The organism is Acidovorax sp. LjRoot74 (assembly GCF_964254355.1).
Classification (GTDB): Bacteria; Pseudomonadota; Gammaproteobacteria; order Burkholderiales; family Burkholderiaceae_C; genus Acidovorax.
In genome coordinates this window covers 412,735-431,341 of the sequence record NZ_CAXUTI020000001.1, presented here as the reverse complement: position 1 = coordinate 431,341, position 18,607 = coordinate 412,735, and the positions used below count along the sequence as shown (strand labels likewise).

The window sequence follows — 18,607 nt, the reverse complement described above, 5'->3', positions numbered from 1 at the left end:
CTAGAGTGGCGTTGGGAGGGAATTACTTGGGCAGGTTGGCCAAGAACGTCGAAGCGAAGGGGTTGGCGAAAGCGAACAGCAGAGCAATAGCCACACCGATCAGGAACGCAGCGTCGATCAGACCGGCCAAGATGAACATCTTGGTTTGCAGTTCGTTGATCAGTTCAGGCTGGCGTGCCGACGATTCGAGGAACTTGCCACCCATCAGTGCGATACCGATGGAAGCGCCGATAGCGCCCAGACCAACGATCAGACCACAAGCCAGAGCGACGAGACCGAGAATGTTTTCCATGATGACTCCTGAGTTAAGAAAGAAAAGTTAAGGGAAAGAAAAAACGAAAGGGAAACTTAGTGCGCGTTGTGCGCCTGACCGAGGTAGATCAGCGCAAGCATCATGAAAATGAACGCTTGCAGCGAGATCACCAGAATGTGGAACAGCGTCCAAATGGTGCCAGCGATGACGTGGCCCACAGGCAGCAGCACACCCGACAGCGACAGTGCAGCTGCACCACCCATCAGGGCGATCAGCATGAACACCAGTTCACCGGCGTACATGTTGCCGAACAACCGCATGCCATGCGACACGGTGTTGGCGACATATTCAATGATCTGCATGAGCAGATTTACCACGCCCAGAATCAGGGCGAAGATGGGATTCTTGCTGGTGCCGAATGGAGCAGAAACGAGTTCATGAGCCCAACCGCCAGCGCCCTTGATCTTCACGCTGTACCAGAAGCGCAGGATCAGAATGGCGAATGCCAGGCCCAGCGTCGTGGACAGATCGGCCGTGGGCACGACACGCAGGTAAGCATGATGAGGGTCGTGACCGGCAGCACCGTAGATCTGGGCCCAGATGGCGGGCAGCAGGTCCACAGGCAGCATGTCCATGAAGTTCATCAGGAAGATCCAGACGAACACTGTGAGACCCAGAGGAGCAATGAACTTGCGGCTTTCGGCGTTGTGGATGTTGGCCTTGGCCTGGTTGTCCACCATCTCGACCAGCATCTCCACGGCGGCCTGGAAGCGGCCGGGCACGCCGGAGGTCGCCTTACGGGCAGCTGACCAAAGGATCAAGAGGGTGAGGGCACCCAGAACCAAACCCACGATGATCGAGTCATAGTTGATGACCGTGAAATCAACAATCTTGGTCTGGTTGACGTTTTGAAGATGCTGCAGGTGGTGAACGATGTATTCACTTGCAGTCGGAGCGTGCGCTTCTGCGGCCATCGGACAACTCTTCTCTATATCAATCGGTTTTTCGGACACCAGACCGCACCAACAGTGCCGCCCAGTACGTTTTCATTGTGATCACCATGCCAATCAGCAAGGCCATCCAGCTCAAGTCCGGCACCAGCCGGGGTGCCGCTGCCAGCAGCGCCACCGTCAACACGATCTTGGCGATTTCCCAACCAAAGAACCCCAGCATGGCCGCACGCGGATCGGATGACGCCTTGTGGCGAAACACCCCCCTGGCGAACAAGCCTGCCGGAACCACCACTGCCAGCGCCCCGTAGGCTGCAGACCAGCCCACCGTTGCACGACCCGTCAGAACCCAAGCCACCAGGGCCACCAGCATTCCAACCAGCGCCTGACCTGCCACCACCTTCCACACCGAGATGGGAGGATGGCGACTGCGCCACTGCTCAGCCTCTTGGGCCGTCAGGGGCTTGAAGTCAGATTCTTCAGCCTCAGCTTCAGTCTCGGGAGCGATTGTTTTCATTGTTGAATGACGCCCGCGTTACAGACTGCAACTTTCACAAAGCCTCTAATTATAAGTAAAAACCCATGGCGGTCGGCAAAAACCCGCAAACCGGGTGTGTGGCCGGTGTGAAGGCATGCTCCGTTGTGGTGACACGCCAACGGCCTCATCGGTAAAAACCGCCCCGCGACGCACCGACTTGGCGCACGCCGAATGGACCAGCAGAGCCTCACCAGCAGGCCTCTAGCGCACAATGGCACAGCGCCGCCAGCTATTGAAACCGAAGCAAAGACCCAAGGGCTTTTCACCATGACATCCACAACCCCTCCGCCCCCCAACGGTCTGGCCGGGCAGGCCACCGACCCACGCAAAGACTCGCTCATCGAGTACCCCTCCAAGTTCCCCATCAAGGTCATGGGTGCCAAGGTGGATGGTTTTGTGCACGCGATCACCGAGTTGGCACGCCAGTTCGACCCCACCTTTGACGCCAGCACGATTGAACTGCGCGACAGCCGCGCAGGCAATTACCTCGGAGTAACCATCACCATCACCGCGACCAGCCGCGAACAGCTCGACGACCTGTACCGCGCCCTGTCTTCGCACCCCCTGGTCAAGGTCGTTCTGTAAACCCGTGCCTGCCAGCCCCCAGATCCTCGGCCGGGTGGACTACAGCACCACCGTGCAGGCCATGCAGGACTACACAGCCACGCGCACACCCGACACCCCCGACGCCCTGTGGCTGTGCGAGCACGCGCCGCTCTATACGCAAGGGCTGGCGGGCAAAAGCGACCACGTCCTGGCCCCTGGCAACATTCCCGTGGTGGCCACCAACCGTGGCGGGCAGGTCACCTTCCATGGCCCCGGCCAAGTGGTCGCCTATCCACTGATCGACCTGCAGCGTGCTGGTTACTTCGTCAAAGAGTATGTCTACCGCGTCGAAGAGGCCGTGATCCGCACGCTAGCGCATTTTGGCGTCACGGGCCACCGCGTGGGCGGCGCACCGGGCATCTACGTGCGCCTGGACGATCCCCACAGCCACGCCATGCTGCCCCAGCGCCCGCAAAAGCGCACCGGCACCGACCCCTCTCCAGCCCCCGATTTCGACGGCCTGGGCAAGATCGCGGCCCTGGGCATCAAGGTCAGCCGACACTGCACCTACCACGGCGTCGCACTCAACGTGGCCATGGACCTGGAACCCTACTCGCGCATCAACCCTTGCGGTTACGCAGGATTGCAAACGGTGGACCTTTCTACAATCGGGGTCCACACCACCTGGGAAGAAGCCGCGCAGGTGCTGGGCCAGCAGCTCAGCATCCGGCTCGCGCCTTGACCTCCACCCCGTCGTTCACACGCCGCCCACAGCCATGAGCACCCCTGAAGTCGTCCGCGAAGCGCAATCCACCGAAGCCTACAACCCGCTGGCCAAGCAAAAGGCCGCCGCCAAGCTGTCGCGCATTCCGATCAAGGTGGAACAAGGCGAGGTGCTGAAGAAGCCCGAGTGGATCCGCGTGAAAGCGGGCAGCCCCACCACGCGCTTCTACGAGATCAAGGAAATCCTGCGCGAGCACAAGCTGCACACCGTGTGCGAGGAAGCGTCCTGCCCGAACATCGGCGAATGCTTCGGCAAGGGCACGGCCACCTTCATGATCATGGGCGACAAGTGCACGCGCCGCTGCCCGTTCTGCGACGTGGGCCACGGCCGCCCCGACCCGCTCGACAAGGACGAACCGCTGAACCTGGCCAAGACCATCGCGGCACTCAAGCTCAAGTACGTGGTGATCACCAGCGTGGACCGCGACGATCTGCGCGACGGCGGCAGCGGCCATTTTGTGGAGTGCATCCAGAACATCCGCGAACTGTCGCCCTCTACGCAGATCGAGATCCTGGTGCCCGATTTCCGCGGCCGCGACGACCGCGCGCTCGAAATCCTGAAGGCTGCGCCCCCTGATGTCATGAACCACAACCTGGAAACCGCGCCCCGCCTGTACAAGGAAGCGCGCCCCGGTTCGGACTACCAGTTCAGCCTGAACCTGCTGAAAAAGTTCAAGGCCCTGCACCCCAGCGTGCCCACCAAAAGCGGCATCATGGTCGGCCTGGGCGAGACGGACGAAGAGATCCTGCAGGTGATGCGCGACATGCGCGAACACAACATCGACATGCTGACCATCGGCCAGTACCTGTCGCCCAGCAACAGCCACCTGCCCGTACGCCGTTACGTGCACCCCGACACCTTCAAGATGTTCGAGGAAGAGGCCTACAAGATGGGCTTCAGCCACGCCGCCGTGGGCGCCATGGTGCGCAGCAGCTACCACGCAGACCAGCAGGCGCACGCAGCCGGGGTCTGACCCTTCAGGCCAGGCCCATCCACTTAATAGGAGGAGGGCCTCGCCCTAGCGGCCCCCGAAGGATGGGCCGCTGATCTACTCACTGCTACCGATTTGCAGCAGGCTTGGCAGCACCCGCAGGAGCACCTGGTGTGGCTGCGGCTGGCGGTGGCAGGACTGCGCGCGGCCGAACCGGCGTATCCGCCACGGCTTTGGCCTTGTCAACCACGATAGCAACTGGGGCCTCTGCAGGGCATAGCTCCGCAGGATCAATGCCACTGCGCTGCTGTCCAGCATCTGCAGGCGAAGGCATATCGGCACGGGTCACGTTGAGTGCAGGGAGCAATTGCCCCATGGCGCTCAGGGTGCGCGCCTGGGCCACCACTTGGTCATAGCGTGCGTTGATGTAGGACCGGCTGGCCTGGAATGCCTCGTTCTGGGTATCGAGCAAATCAAGCAGCGTACGCTGCCCCAGATCAAACTGCTGGCGATAAGCCTCCCGCGCCTTTTCGGTGGAAAGCCGGTGCTGGTCCAGATATGTCATCTGTTCAATCAATCGCCGCACGTCGTTGAACGCGATCACCGTGTTCTGGCGCACATCCCTGCAGGCCTTCTCTTTCAACTCACGCGCCTGAAACTTGTTTTCCACCGCTTGCTGCTCACGGGCCTTGTCGGCGCCGCCCCGGTAGAAGTTGTAGGTCAGCACCAGCTCGACAGTGCTGTCACGCGACCGCCCTTGCTCTCCGATCAGATTGCGGTCCCAGGACTGGCGGGCCCGGAAATCGACCCGGGGCACAAAACCCGCCTTCTGCGATGCAATGCCCGCCTCACTGGCCAGCATGTTCTCGATCGCGGCGTTGATCGTTGGACTGTTGTTCAGTGCGAATGTCACCACATCCTCGGCTTTCGGGGGCAAGGTGCTGAGCTTGAATCCTTCCGGCAAGGGCGCCAGAGCCCCGGGGGGCAGCTCCCCGATCAACCGCTGGTACCGGGCGCTGACATCGTGCAGGTTGGACATTTCCGTCAGCAGATTGGACTCCGCCAAAGCCAGGCGGCCCGTCGCCTGCTCCAGATCCACCCGACGGCCTACACCTGCAGAGGTGCGCTCGTCGATCTGGTTCGTGGTCAGCTTGTGTTCGACGTAATTTTGTTTTGCCTGCTCAACCAGTTCCCGGTAGCGCGCCACGTCGGCATATGCGCGCACGGCCTCCAGCGCAGCGGTCTCCGACGCTTCCACCAGCTCGTAATAGCGAGTCAGCTTGGCATGCCCCAAGCGCTTGACTTCGTTGCTGGTGAAAAACCCGTCGAACAACATCTGGTTCAGCGTCAGCGCCGCCCCCGTGTGGTGGTATGAGCCCGTGCTGCCAGAGGGGCGCACGCGGTTCTCCCGCCCGGTGCTGGCCACTGCATCGAGCTGCGGCAAGAAGCCTGCCCGCGCGACTCCGCGCTCGGAGTCGGCGGCCCGAAATCCGAACCAACGCGCTTGCACATCCGGATTGTTTGTCACGGCCTTTCGCGCCGCCTCAACCAGTCCTTCGGGGAGGGTTTGCGCAACAGCGCCCGTACTGGCGACAACAGCGGCGGCGATCAGGGTAAGAGGCAGTTTCATGGCGACTCCGAATCGTTTGTGATGCAGAATCGAAACGTAACATTTACCTTGAAACTCGCACAGTTTTTTTTTACAAAGAAAACTCTGCCCCCTGACAGGGTACTTTTCAGCAAGGTCACCGCGTTTTCCGCGTTCCATGCCCTCCCTACCGCCACTTTTCAAGCGCGTCCCCCGAGTCATTGCGCTACTTAGGGTGCTGGTGGCGTGCACCATTGCACTGGTGCTGGGGGCGGTTTTCAGTGCCCCGGATCTGGACAAGATCCAGGCGGTGGCGCTGCAGCGCTATGGCGCCAAAGGCGCTGATCTCGTCATTGCCTGGAGGGCCATGATGACCGAAGGAAGCCACCTGAGCGAGCCCGAGAAGCTTGCCCATGTCAATAATTTCTTCAACCGGCGGATGCTGTTCGAGAACGACATCGCCGTCTGGCAGCAGGACGATTACTGGGCCACTCCCCTGGAATTCATGGGAAAAACCGCAGGCGACTGCGAGGACTTCTCCATTGCCAAATACATCACGCTGCTGCACATGGGGGTGCCCAACGCCAAGCTGCGCATGATCTATGTGCGGGCCCGGATCGGGGGCGCTGGCAGCACGAAAAGCGAAGCACACATGGTGCTGGGCTACTACGCCAACCCCGCAGACGAACCGATGGTGCTGGACAACCTGATCACCACCATCCGCCCCGCCTCGTCCCGGGCCGATCTTTCACCCGTCTTCAGCTTCAACAACGAAGGCCTCTGGGTCTCCGGCGCCACCACCTCTTCGGCAGACCCGACGGCCCGCTTGTCGCGCTGGCGCGATGTCCTGGAGCGCATGCGGCAAGAAGGCTTCTGAACGCTGCGCCCTTTCTCGGAGATACAGCACCATGTCACTCACCAAACAACTCTGGCTTGCCATCGGCCTGGTCATGGCGATTGCGTTTGGAGGCAGCATGCTGGTCAGTGTGCTGTCTGCCAGGCACTACCTGCAGCAGCAGCTGCAGGTCAAGAACATCGACAACGCGACCTCGCTGGCGCTGGCCCTGTCGCAACTGGACAAGGACCCCGTAACGGTCGAACTGCAGGTGGCAGCACAGTTCGACGCGGGGCACTACCGCTTCATCCGGATTGTGTCGCCCACCGGCCAGACGCTGGTCGAACGCAGCTTCTCTGGCTCCTTGCAGGGCGCACCAGCCTGGTTCGCGCGGCTGATCTCCATGAACGCCGAGCCCGGCCGGGCCCAGATCCAGGATGGCTGGAAGCAATACGGCACCCTCACCCTCGCCAGCCACGACCAGTACGCCTACCAAAGCCTGTGGACGGGCACTCTGGAACTGCTGGCCTGGTTTGTCCTGGGCAGCATCGTTGCGGGTGGCATCGGCACCCTGGCGGTCAAGCGCATCACCAAACCGTTGCGCGACGTGGTGGCACAGGCCGAGGCCATCGCAGACCGGCGCTTCATCAAGATTGCCGAGCCGAGCACGCCAGAGCTGCGCAGCGTAGCGCGTGGCATGAATGACATGGTCACGCGCCTGCGGTCGATGTTCGGCGAGGAGGCCGCGCGCCTGGACGGCCTGCGCAAGAAGGTCAATCGCGACGCGGTGACCGGGCTTTCCAGCCGGGACTACTTTCTGTCGCACCTTCAGGAGGCGCTGGAAGGGGAGCAGTTTCTCTCTGCAGGCAGTCTGGTGATCCTGCGGCTGACCGATCTCGAAGGGCTGAACAACCAGCTGGGACACCAGAAGGCCGATGCACTGCTCAAGCACCTGGGCACCGTGCTGTACAAAAGCGGCGAAGGCAAGCCCGGCCAGCGGGCGGGTCGGCTCAAAGGGGGCGAATTCGGCGTGCTGTGCCCCTCCACGCCATCGCCTCAAGAAGCAGCACAGGACATCTTCGCCGCCCTGTCCTCACAGTGGCTTCCCCACTGGTCAGCGTTCGTCCCGGACCTGTTCCACATCGGCGCCGTGGGATACCGCAGGCAGGAGCCCCTGGGCGAACTCTTCAGCCGCGCAGACGAAGCACTGGCCCGCGCAGCGTCCCTCGGGCCCAACAGCATGTATGTGGATGAGGGCACGCACCCGGCCGACGCACGGCCTGCCGAACAGTGGCGCACCCTGCTGACCGAGGCAGTCAGCGGCGGCAGGCTCCAGCTGGCCTTTTACCCCGTGGTGGACGGCAGCGGGGATGGTGCCATCCACCAGGAAGGCGTGATCCGCCTGGTGGCCGATGCCTCCGGTGCGCTGCTGTCGGCGGGCGACTTCATGCCCATGGCGGCTCACCTCAACCTCACCGCCCCCATCGACCTGCGCGTGGTGCGCCTGGCCATCGAGCACCTGCGCAGCTCGGCCGGAGACATTGCGGTCAACCTCTCGGCAGAGACCATCGCGGACTTCCGCTTCCGCAACGAACTCACCCAGCTGCTGCACGCCTACCCCGACATGTGCGCGCGCTTGTTGTTCGAGGTGCCCGAATACGGCGTGTTCCGCGCGTTCGATGCCTTCAAGGAACTGGCCCACACCCTGCAGCAACTGGGTTGCCGCGTGGGCATCGAGTACTTCGGTCAGCGCTTCACCGAGGGCAACAAGCTCGCCGACCTGGGGCTGGACTACATCAAGGTCCACCCCAGCTACGTGCGCGGCATTGGCGACAACCTGGGCAACCAGGAGTTCTTGCGGGGCCTGTGCAACATCGCCCACGCGATTGGTATCCAGGTCATCGCCCTGGGGGTGGAGTCGCGGGACGACCTGCCGCTGCTGGCCTCACTCGGCTTTGATGGCGCCACCGGGCCGGGCATCCGTTAAAGCGGCCGGACACTGGCCGGGGTATTGGCCCATTCACAGCGGATGCATTCCTGCGCCCGCTAGACACATAGCCAACACTGATTAACCATTTAAAATTGATAGCAAACTCTCTTACTCCCATGCGCGGAGACGGCCATTTTTTATTAAGAACTCAATAGAAAAGGCCCTCACGCTGCGAAGCGCAAGGGCCTTGAGGCAAGAGCCACAGCGGCCAAAGGCGCCTGGAACACAGTCCCAGGCCAGCATCTGGGTCAGTCGTCGTTCGGCTTGACCTCAATCGTCACCACGCTGGGCGCCCCCAGGGCAAGATCCACCGCCAGGGCTGCAGGCGTGGTGTCCTCCACCACCACCGTCTGCGATGCGCCGCCAGCCGCAGGCCCGTTGCTGTCGAGCGTGATGGTGGTGTCGCCGGCGACGGCCGCGGGGGGCAGGCTGGCCAGCAGGTCGCCACCATCGTCCGCCAGCAGGTCGGCCACTTCGATCTTGTCGCCCTCGGCCAGGTCTTTGACGACATCCTTGTCAGGGGTGCCGCCCGTGGTGCTGTCCGCCAGGTTGATCTTGATCGTGTCGTCGCCATCCCCGCCGGTGAGGGCGTCGCTGCCTTTGCCGCCCACCAGGGTATCGCTTCCCTTGCCGCCGTCCAGCGTGTCGTTTCCGCTCTGACCGTCGAGCTTGTCGTCACCGTCGCCGCCATTGACCACATCATTGCCTTTGCCCGCCAGCACGGTGTCGTCGCCCTTGCTGCCGACAATGGTTTCCGATGCATCGCCACCCTTGATGGCCAAACCGCCATGTGCGGGGTCTGACAGGCTCACCTTGTCACCGTCGAGCGTGTTGTCGGTGTCGATGACCACCTTGACGTCGATCGGTTTGGCCAGCTGGTCGCCGTCGCCATCCACCACCACCGCCTGGAAGTTGATCCACATCTGGTCAGCGTAGACCGGCTTGGTCACTGGTGGAGTCGTCACGGTCTCGGTGTAGGTCAACGTGGCGGCGTCAGTCACGCGGTAATCGGTGCAGTCTTCGGCAGCGAACTGCACGGTGTTGAACGTGGTGCTGCCCGCAGGGTCCACTTTGACGGAGGTCTCGACGCTGGCCGTGCCGCCACTGGTATTGCCGCCGGAGGTCGTGCCATCCTTGTAGAGGGTGCTGCCGACTGCAGTGGTGGTGGACACCCCTCCACTGGTGGTCGTGTTCCCAGCGTTGATGATGGCGGTCTCTTCCTTGCCCAGATGGTCGAGCTTGAAGTCTGCGGTGATCACGTTCAGGCGCGTGCCATCGGCCTTGAAGAACTCGACCACCAGCCTTTCGCCAGCACCGTCACCAGCACCGACAGCATCGCTCTTGTCAGAATCACGCACACCTTCGGAAGAAGCGTTGTCGATGAAGTTGTCGCTCACCCCAAAGCCGCCGCCCCCGTTGCCATTGCCTGTGGAAGACCAGTTGACCTTGGGGTCATTCGCCTGGTTCGCGTCGGTCTGGAAGATCACATCGTCCTGGGTGACTTCCCACTTGGAGCCATCCTTCACCACACCGTTGACCACCGTCTCGTCCTTATCGGCCGTGACCACCATGTAGACGCCTGTGGCGGAATCCACATACTTTGCCATCATCTCCGTGCCACCGGACGAGGACTGGCCGGATGGTTTGAACACATCGTCGTTCTTGCTGTCGCCGAAGACCACCGTCTTTTCCACGGTCGTGGTGCTGCCCGGCGAGACTACTTCAGTACCCACCTGCACCCTATCTGCCACCGCCAGCATGTTGGTCACATAGCTTGTGGTGCCATCCGCATTGACCACACCCTCCACCGTGAAGGCGGTCTTGATCTCGCCGCAGTCTTCGTACACCGCCTTGATGGTGCCGTCGGTGGTGGCCTGGTAGTACACCTTGTTGCCATCCACCGTCATCACCGTGGACTGCACCGAGCCCCCTTGCATGTACGACAGGGACACATAGCGCAGCGACGAGCCGCCCACAGACGCCGCCGTGGTAGCCGCCATGTTCACATCGGCCCCCACCACATCGGCCCCCACACGGGCACCCAGGTCGGCGACGACCTCGCCCACGCCGCTGTTGGCGACCAGTGTGTCCTGCGTGCCCCCCACATAGACGGGCGCATCGTCCTGGATCTTGACGTTGAAGCCCTGCACCTCGGTCTCACCGCCCTCGGTCTTGTTGGCCACCAGCTGCAGGTACAGGTTTTCTTCGCCACTTTGGGTGTAGGCGTGGTCCACCTGGCCCTTCAGCTCCAGCTTGTACTGGCCACTGTCGTCAATGGTGGCCACGGCCACCGTGCGCAGGTCTTCGCCCGCACCTGCGACACCGGTCAGCGTCTTGCCATCGCCCGACACCGTCCAGCGCACTTCGTCGCCTGCCGAGGTGATCTTTTGTACCGGCACCCCCAGCGTGTAGCTGGCGCCGCCCATGCCCAGCGTACCCGTGGTGTCCGTGGTGTGCGGGCTGCTGTCCACATTGCCCGTGGCCAGGCCATCTTCATAGACCATTCCCAGGCCCTGCGTGCTCAGCTGGTGGCCCGTGTCGATGGTCAGCGTGGCGCTGTCGGTATCGCCGTCGCCGTCCTTCATCTGGTAGCTGAATTGGTCCTTGGTGCCCGTCTGCACATACTCTTCAAAGCTGACGGCCTTGACGAAATAGTCCGAGCTGTCGCTGCCCTTGTCGCCCGCCAGGTAGTCCACGCCGGTGAACACCACGTTCTGGAAGGCAATGGGGTTGCCATCGGCGCCCAGCACTTCGATCTCGACCTGGCCCTGGTGCACGTTGGTGTTGGCAAACAGCGCGCCGCCAATCATCCCCTCGCCCACCTTGTTGCCAGCGGCATCGAACGCCTCCCAACGGCCGGTTTCGCCGTTGTTGCCCGCCTGGCCGGATTCGTTCTGGTACAGGTTGGAGATATCCACCACCGCCCGCACGGCCATCTTGCCCAGGTCCACCGACAGGGCTTCCGTGCCCTGGCTCGGCGAATAGCCCACCTGCTCGGGGGTGCTCGCACCCACGTCACCGGGCACAGGTTCGGTCGGATCGTCTACGCCGGCGCCGTTGGGCTGGTCCGTGACCACTGCACCGCCGGTTTGTGCCACGCTCGGATTGGTGATGAGCTGCTCGCCCAGGTTCGTGGTGTAAGGCTTGCCGTAGTCGAACGCATCGGTGCCTGCGGGCACACCGGCACCACCACCCAGCTGGATGGTCGTCTGGTGGCCTGTGTAGGTGTAGTCGCCATCGGATTCGATGGTGAGCGAGCCGTACTGGCCCGCCACCGTGGCGCTGCCGCCGCTGGCGACAGCCGTGCCGGGGGTCCACACCGCACCTTCAGCACCGGCGCGCACCTGGACCACCTCGGCCTTGGCTCCGTCCTGCATGCCTTCGTGCTGGTCCTGGCCCGCCACCCCCGAGGTGGTGCCTGCGCCAGTGAGTACGTTGCCGGTCGCAACCCGGTGGTCCACCACCCACTGCGTGCCATCGGTGTCGTCCCGTGCGATGGGGCCGTCATCGGCAATGAACAGCATGCGGCCTACGTCGATGCTGGCCTGCACATGGTCGCCATCGCCATCGGTTGCCGTGAGCTGCAGACCGATCTTGCCCGCCAGCGCGGACTGCACCTCGTTCGAATCGCCCGGAGTGGAGTGCACGACGGTGCGCTGCTGGTCGAAGGTCACCTCGCCCGTGGCGGCATCGATCGACAGCTTGAACACCGTCTTCTCCATCCCGTCCACCATGACATAACCAATCACCACACCACCGGGGCCACTCTTGAGCAGCACATCCGAAGGCTGGCCATTGGAAGACAGTGCCGTGTCATGGAAACCCGAGGACGCGCCTTCTCCGCCGGTGAGCACCAGGCCATAGACCTTCCCGTTCAGCGCTGCGGCTCCATCTGCCCCATAACTCACCGTGAAGCGTGTGGAGCCCAGGTCGGACTCTGCATCGACATCGAGGAAAGTGTCATCCACCAGCAGAGGCATGGTGACGTTGAGCAGCACGTCGTTGTAGTCCCGGTCGCCCCCACCATAGATGTCCTCCCAGTTCTGGTTGCCCGAAACCGGTCCCACGGCCACCGTGTTGACATGGGAGAGTCCGTCCAGGTTCAGCGCGCTGTTGTCGAACAGCGCCGCTGCCCCTTGCCCCGCCAGCGGCGTCCCGCCCGCACTGGCTACCCACTGCCCGCTGCCGTCCTTGGAGAAACTCACTGGGGTGCTGTTGCCCAGCGATCCATTGAGGCTGTCGCCATTCGGGATCATGAAGAAACCCACCTGGCCGGGCAACACGCCGGGCGGCAGGGTGACGCTGGTCACCGGCTGGTTCTTCACGTTGTCCCAGACCACCATGCCGGTGGTGGGCTCGCCACTGCCATTCTTGATGTAGTAGCCCCAGGTGTTGTTATACCCGGCGTCGCTGCCCACCAGCTGCACGGTGATGCCCGGCACGGGTTCGGGCTCCACTGTGGCGATGACAGGGATGTCATCCTTGACGCTGGCCGCCAGCCCCACGCCGATGGAGTCACCATCGCGGTCCTCACCGACGATGTTCACCACGCCCAGGTTCAGCGTGTCCTCGCCCTGGGCGGAGTGTGTCAGGGCACCGGTTACCGTGAGCGTGTACTCGCCGTTGGCCTTGACCTCCAGCACTGCGGCTGCACCGCTGGCAGTGCCCTGGGGCACCCCTGCAGCATTGAAGTAGACCGTGCCGCCCGTAGACGGATCGACCAGCACGGTGGTGCCGCCAAACTGCACCGCCGTGACCTTGCCAAAGCCGTCAGCACCCCATTGCACGGCGCCCGTCATCACCTTGACGCCCGTGGAAGCCTCCAGCTGTGAGCCGTTGACCAGGTCCGTAGCATCACGCTCGTCGTTGCCGATCTTGGAACCTCCGCGCAGGGCCGATTCTTCCTCCAGCAGTGCGCTCAGCACCAGCGGGGCACCATCCACCAGCGTGGCCTTGGGCGCATCGTCTTCCAGCGTGACCTTGAGTGCCATGCTGTCGGTCAGGCCTGTGGCAGGGTTGGCAGGCCGGTCGTTGGCGATGACGGTGAAATCGAGGTCCTTCACATCGCTGTCGGTGCTCGTGCCCGGTGCTGGCCGCGCATGGTCCACCGGGCCCAGCAGCTCCACCGTGCTGGTGTAGCCACTGTCGTAGGTGCCACCCAGCGTCACCTTGATGACCTGGGTGCCGCCCACCCAGCCCACCAGCTCGGTGCCAGACGGATTGGCCACCCAGTTGACCGGGACACCGCCCGAAGTCAACACCGGCAGCGAACCCGGGGCGGTGTCGAACCGGATGGCCACCGTGTCTCCGATGTCCGGGTCCGCCACACCAAAGCCGGCAGCACCGTTGGTGCTCTGGCCTGGGTTTTCGCGGTTGCCCTGCGACAAGGCGTCTTCGTGCACGGTGACGGCGATCTGGTCTGCATTCGGCCCGGAGTAGCGCGACACTTCTCCGTCATCCTTGTTGCCATCACCGTCCTTGTCGATCCATATCTGGGTCGTCTGGTCGTTGCCGGTCACGAACTCGGGCGCATCGTTGACGCCTTGTACCGTCACCCGCACGTTGGCCACGTCGGTGTCGCCGTCCGCATCCTTCATCTGGTAGTTGAACTGGTCGGTCAAAGTGGCCCCGGCACCCAGGGCCATGGCCTTGAGGTTGTCCAGCGTGTAGGACGCCGTACCGTCGGTGGCGATCTTGAGCGCCCCCATGGTTCCCGTTGCGTCCAGCGACGGACCTGTGAGGTCGGTCGTGTCGTACGACCGGTCACCGCCCGAGCGGGTGAACACCACGCTGGCGGCACCACCGTCGGCCTTGGCTTCATAGGCATCGTTGGTAAGCACATTGCCGATGGCGTGGTTCGTGGTGCCTGTGGCCCCCTCCGTGGCCACCAGGTTGCGGGCATCGTCCGCAGCCACCGGCCCGGTGTCCTGGAAGTTGATCTGCCGGCCGATGTCGTAGGTGGCCACGTTGGACTTGTCGCCGTCGCCATCCTTGGCCTGCGCCGTCAACTGGATCACGCCGCTGCCGATGTTGACGATCTCGTGCGGGTCGTTGGTGGGATGCACCACCGCACGGAACTGCTCCACCGTCACCTGGCCGTTGTTGGCGGCATCGCCCGCCACCGTCACCTTGAACACGTTGGTCTGGACACCGCCGATGAGGATGTAACCCACGGCTGCGCCGCCCTCCATCTTCACCAGCACGGTCGAACCCGTCGCGGTGTCTTTCAGGGCAGAGGCCTGCCCCTGGGCCGCGACACTCAGGCCAAACGTCTTGCTGCCCGTGGCGGCAGCGCCGTCTGCTCCAAAATTGAACTGGAAGCTGCCTGAGAGCGCCTTGCCATCCGTGTCGGAGCTGGTGCCTGCATCGGCCTCGGCATCTTTCACCAGCAGTGGCACGTTCCAGTTCAGGTTCAGGTTGACGTCGTCATAGTCCTTGTCCGAGCTGGTGGAGGTGATCTTCAGGTCTTCCCAGTTGAAATTGCCCCGGCTGCTCTGGCCGGCCGATGTCCCGGAAGGTGTCTGCTGCACATGCGACTGGCCATCGCTATTGAGCCGCTGGTCGGAGAAGTAGACAGGCGCGCCATCACCCGACAAGGCAACGCCCCCAACAAAGGCCGTCCAAGTTCCGTTGACCTGCTGGAAGGACACGGCCTGCGCATCTCCCAGTGCGCCGTTGCGACCGTCACCGTTGGGGATGATGAAGAAGCCGATCTGGTCCGCCGTGACCCCTGTGGGCAGCGACACCACCGCATTGCCCTCGGTCTTGACGTTGTCCCAGAGCACCATGCCGCCTTTGGAGGTGTCGATCGTGCCGTCGGGATTCTTGAAGTAGTAGCCGAAGCTGTTGTTGTAGCCCGCCTCGCCGCCTTTGTACTCAACCGTGAAACCATGTGCCGCCACAGGCACGGCTTCGGACACCGTCACGATGGGTACGTCGTCCTTGATCGATGCATTGAGTTCCACGCCGATGGTGTCGCCATCGCCGTCCTGGCCCATGAAGGTGATTTTGGGCAGGTTCAGCAGATCCTCGCCCTGCGAGGAGTGCTTGAGCGCCGACAGCACCTCGAACTGGTAGGCCCCTGTTTCTGCATTCACCGTCAGCACCGCTGCGCCACTGGTGGCGCCCGCCGCCAGCGCCTTGCCGTTCTGGTCGAAGTACACCGTCACCACGCCGCCCACCGGGCTGTAGCTGTTTTCGGTGAAGAACCCCGTCTGCACCTTGATGCCCGTGAGGCCGCCGAACTGGTCCGCGCCCCACTTCACCGCGCCCTGGAAGCCGGTGGCATCCGACTTCACATAGCTGAGGTCAGGGTTCTCGGTTTCGTTGTTGCCCAACGTACCGCCACCCGACACAGGCACGGACTCTTCCTCGACCAACACGCTGAGCTTGACGGCCCGCCCATCCACCCGGACCGCCTCTGGCACGTCGTCCTGGATCTTGGCGATGAGGTCCACGCCAATTTGGTCACCGTCCCCATCCACCCCCACGAAGGTGACCTTGGGCAGCAGCATCAGGTTTTCGCCACCACCTGCTTCATGGTCCAGCGGACCGATGACGGTGAGGCGGTACCCGCCGCTATCGCCGTTGATTTCCAGCATCACCGAGCGGGGGGTGCTCGTATCACCTTCAGCAATGGGCTGGCCGTCGCGGTCCAGGTACACCGTGGCGCCTGCGTTGCCCACGGCATATTCCTGACCCGCAATCCGCACGGCCACCACACCACCAAACTGGTCAGCCCCCCAGCGCACGACACCCGTCATGGACTGGTCGCCGGTGGAGGCGCTCAGCGGATCAAGGAACCCGGTTTCATTGTTGCCAATCACGCCGCCATCGCCGTTCGATGCAGACTCCTCCTCCAGCAGCGCAAGCAATGGCACAGGAACGCCCAGTACCTTCACGTGCACTGGCACGTCGTCCTGCACCCGGGTTTCCAGCGCTACGGAGATGGGGTCGCCGTCACCGTCTTCGCCCATCAGGCGCACGGTTTCCAGATTGAGCCAATCCTCACCTTGCACCACAGTGCCACCAGCTGCATGGTTCATGGTGGCCAGCACGGTCAGGGTGTAGCTGCCCGAGGCTTCGACCAGCAGGCTGGCAGCGGCACCATCAGGTTGCGTTCCACCAGGCCCCGCAGGAATCACGGAACCATCAGCACCAAACCAGACGGTCTGCCCAATGGGCACCACACTGGCAGCTTCGCCACTGCCCACGCGCACACCGGTGAGCTGACCAAAACCGTCCGCCCCCCAGTTGATGGCGCCATTGATCTGGGTGAGTCCGCCATTGGCGGTGGAAGTCAGCGGCAGGTCGTTCTCGTCGTTGCCGATCTTGGTGCCATCCACGCGCACGGACTCTTCCTCGGCCTCCAGCGACAGGCTGGGCTCCAGCCCTGCGCGCAGGTACTGGGTTCCGTCGCCTTCGTCGGGCCATTCCTCTCCATCGTCGCCGTAGCGATAGACCGGTACATCGTCGCCAAACAGCAGCCGCCCGCCCAGGTCCAGTTCGGCCATCACCGTGTCGTCGTCGTTGTCCGTGGCGGCCAGCACCACGGAAAGAACGCCCTTGCCCAAGGACTGCAACTCGTCCAGGCCACCTTCCGAGCCGTCTGGCGCGGCGTGGCGGATGGCGCCCGTCTGGGTCATGACCACGGCGCCGGTGTGCGGATCCATCTGCAGCGTGAGGATCACGTTGCCGCTGCCATCGCGACCGACCACCTCGCCGGGGTTGCCGGTGGCACTCAGCATGATTTCGGTGTTGGTACCGGTGGCATAGAGCCCTGTAGCGCCGCCGTTGCCGATCTGGAAGGCAAAAGCGTAGCCATCAGGCGTCTTCTCGCCCTCTCCCTCGCCCTCACTGCCTCCGCCAGGACGCAGCTTCGGACCATCGGCGCCAAAGGACACCACAAACGCCGTGCCGTTGAAGGTATTGCTGTCGGTGTCCGCGTCGGGCCCTTGCGGGTTGTTTTCGGTTCCTTCGGACCCGGTGTTGGTGGCCTGGTTCACGCCACGGTCCGAGGTCATGAGCGTCGGGATACCTTCGGTGCTGGACTCGATCACAGGGATGTCATCCTGCACCGACATACCCACCTCGGCGGTGAACTCCCCTCCTTCACCCGTGAAGCCATTGATGGTCACCATGGGCAAGGCCAGGAAGTTTTCACCATCGCCTGGCGCATGTTGCAGCGGGCCGACTACCGTGATGGTGTATTCCCCAAGGGAGTTGATGACCAGCAACACCGCAGGGGGCGTAGGGTCGCCCTGCGGTATGGGCTGGCCCTGCGCATTGAAGTAAACGGTCACGCCCTCTGCCGTGACAGGTACAGGTGCAAAACCCGGCACGCTGATGGAGGAAATGCTGCCGCCCCCCAGGTCGAACGTGCCTTGCTGGTAGCTGTACAGGCCCTCGTCCTCATCGTTGCCAATCACACCATTCACACTGCGATTGCCACGGCCGGAAGAGACAGACTCCTCCTCCAGCGTAATGCTCAGGTTCACCCGCACCGGTTCGGGCGATGGGGGCGGTGGCGAGACAGGGGGTGGGCCGGGTGGAGGAGGCGCCGGAGGTGGGGGAGGCGCAGGCACCTGAGGATTGGGCGCTGGTGGCGGTGCGGGAGGCACGGGTGTGGGAGCCGGAGCAGGCGCTGGCGCCGGTGCGGGCGTGTCGAGTGCCAGCACGGCCAGCGGATTCACATCGATCTGGGGCGCAGACTGGGGCGTGAAGCTGTAGAGGTAGGCCAGGGGGTCCACCCCTTCAAAGATACGCAGCAACTGCACAAAGCTGCTGCCCTCACCTTCACCGCCGCCGCCACCACCGAGGCCGGCCGCTGTCGCATCCAACTGCGCATTCAGGTCACCACCACGCTCCAGCGCCTGGATCACGGTGTCAATGGTGCCCTGGGCCACGCTGGCATCCTGCGCCGTGGGGCGCTCCGCCGTCTGGGTGACACTCTCGTCGAGCTTGATGTTCTGCTCAGGCGCCACGGCCAGCACCTTGCCGTCGTCCATCAGCAGCTCCACCCTGGAACCCGCCGGGGTCTGGACGACCTCTCCTTTTTGCAGAGTGTCCCCCGCTTTGAGGGCGCGGCGATTGCCATTGGCATCGACCGCAAATGCTGTGCCGGTCACGGCTACGACAGTGGCGATTTGAGACATGAGAATGCTCCGGTAAACCAGAAACTTCTGCGCCTTTT

At 63.2% G+C, this 18,607-nt stretch carries 10 protein-coding genes; 5 read left to right on the top strand and 5 right to left on the bottom strand.

From position 1 onward, the window contains the following. Positions 1–22: 22 nt before the first annotated feature. From atpE to ACSQ3O_RS02005, 3 genes are read right to left on the bottom strand one after another with little or no spacing between them, the layout of a single operon-like run. The gene (gene atpE / locus ACSQ3O_RS02015; protein WP_007847749.1) at positions 23–292 is read right to left on the bottom strand and encodes a F0F1 ATP synthase subunit C; all 270 of its coding nucleotides are present in this window, start codon (positions 290–292) and stop codon (positions 23–25) included. 56 nt (positions 293–348) lie between these two features. Continuing rightward, a complete protein-coding gene (atpB, locus tag ACSQ3O_RS02010; protein WP_010467223.1) occupies positions 349–1,227 on the bottom strand; it encodes a F0F1 ATP synthase subunit A in 879 nt (292 codons plus the stop codon). A gap of 19 nt (positions 1,228–1,246) precedes the next feature. Beyond that, the gene (locus ACSQ3O_RS02005; protein ID WP_137749677.1) at positions 1,247–1,720 is read right to left on the bottom strand and encodes an ATP synthase subunit I; all 474 of its coding nucleotides are present in this window, start codon (positions 1,718–1,720) and stop codon (positions 1,247–1,249) included. A gap of 288 nt (positions 1,721–2,008) precedes the next feature. Here ACSQ3O_RS02005 and ACSQ3O_RS02000 point away from each other — a divergent pair, with 288 nt between their 5' ends. The 3 genes from ACSQ3O_RS02000 (at position 2,009) to lipA (ending at position 4,044) form a co-directional block, all read left to right on the top strand. Continuing rightward, entirely contained in the window at positions 2,009–2,326 is a 318-nt protein-coding gene (locus tag ACSQ3O_RS02000) for a YbeD family protein (protein WP_137749678.1), read from the top strand. A gap of 61 nt (positions 2,327–2,387) precedes the next feature. Then, positions 2,388–3,029, top strand: a complete 642-nt coding sequence (gene lipB, locus ACSQ3O_RS01995; protein WP_249368403.1) for a lipoyl(octanoyl) transferase LipB — start codon at positions 2,388–2,390, stop codon at positions 3,027–3,029. A 34-nt stretch (positions 3,030–3,063) separates the two neighbouring features. After that, the gene (gene lipA, locus ACSQ3O_RS01990; protein WP_436137681.1) at positions 3,064–4,044 is read left to right on the top strand and encodes a lipoyl synthase; all 981 of its coding nucleotides are present in this window, start codon (positions 3,064–3,066) and stop codon (positions 4,042–4,044) included. A gap of 85 nt (positions 4,045–4,129) precedes the next feature. Here lipA and ACSQ3O_RS01985 read toward each other — a convergent pair whose 3' ends face one another. Then, positions 4,130–5,632: a TolC family outer membrane protein gene (locus ACSQ3O_RS01985; RefSeq protein ID WP_436137680.1), complete on the bottom strand. Its 1,503-nt coding sequence runs from the start codon at positions 5,630–5,632 to the stop codon at positions 4,130–4,132. Between the two features lie 136 nt (positions 5,633–5,768). Between ACSQ3O_RS01985 and ACSQ3O_RS01980 the strand changes: the two genes are divergently transcribed. Then, positions 5,769–6,467 (top strand): transglutaminase-like cysteine peptidase, encoded by a 699-nt coding sequence (locus ACSQ3O_RS01980; RefSeq protein ID WP_137749681.1) that lies wholly within the window; start codon positions 5,769–5,771, stop codon positions 6,465–6,467. Positions 6,468–6,498: 31 nt separating this feature from the next. After that, the gene (locus ACSQ3O_RS01975) at positions 6,499–8,412 is read left to right on the top strand and encodes an EAL domain-containing protein (protein WP_137749682.1); all 1,914 of its coding nucleotides are present in this window, start codon (positions 6,499–6,501) and stop codon (positions 8,410–8,412) included. 251 nt (positions 8,413–8,663) lie between these two features. Here the strand turns inward: ACSQ3O_RS01975 and ACSQ3O_RS01970 are convergent, their stop codons facing one another. Next, a complete protein-coding gene (locus ACSQ3O_RS01970) occupies positions 8,664–18,569 on the bottom strand; it encodes a retention module-containing protein (RefSeq protein ID WP_436137679.1) in 9,906 nt (3,301 codons plus the stop codon). Between the last annotated feature and the right edge of the window lie 38 nt (positions 18,570–18,607).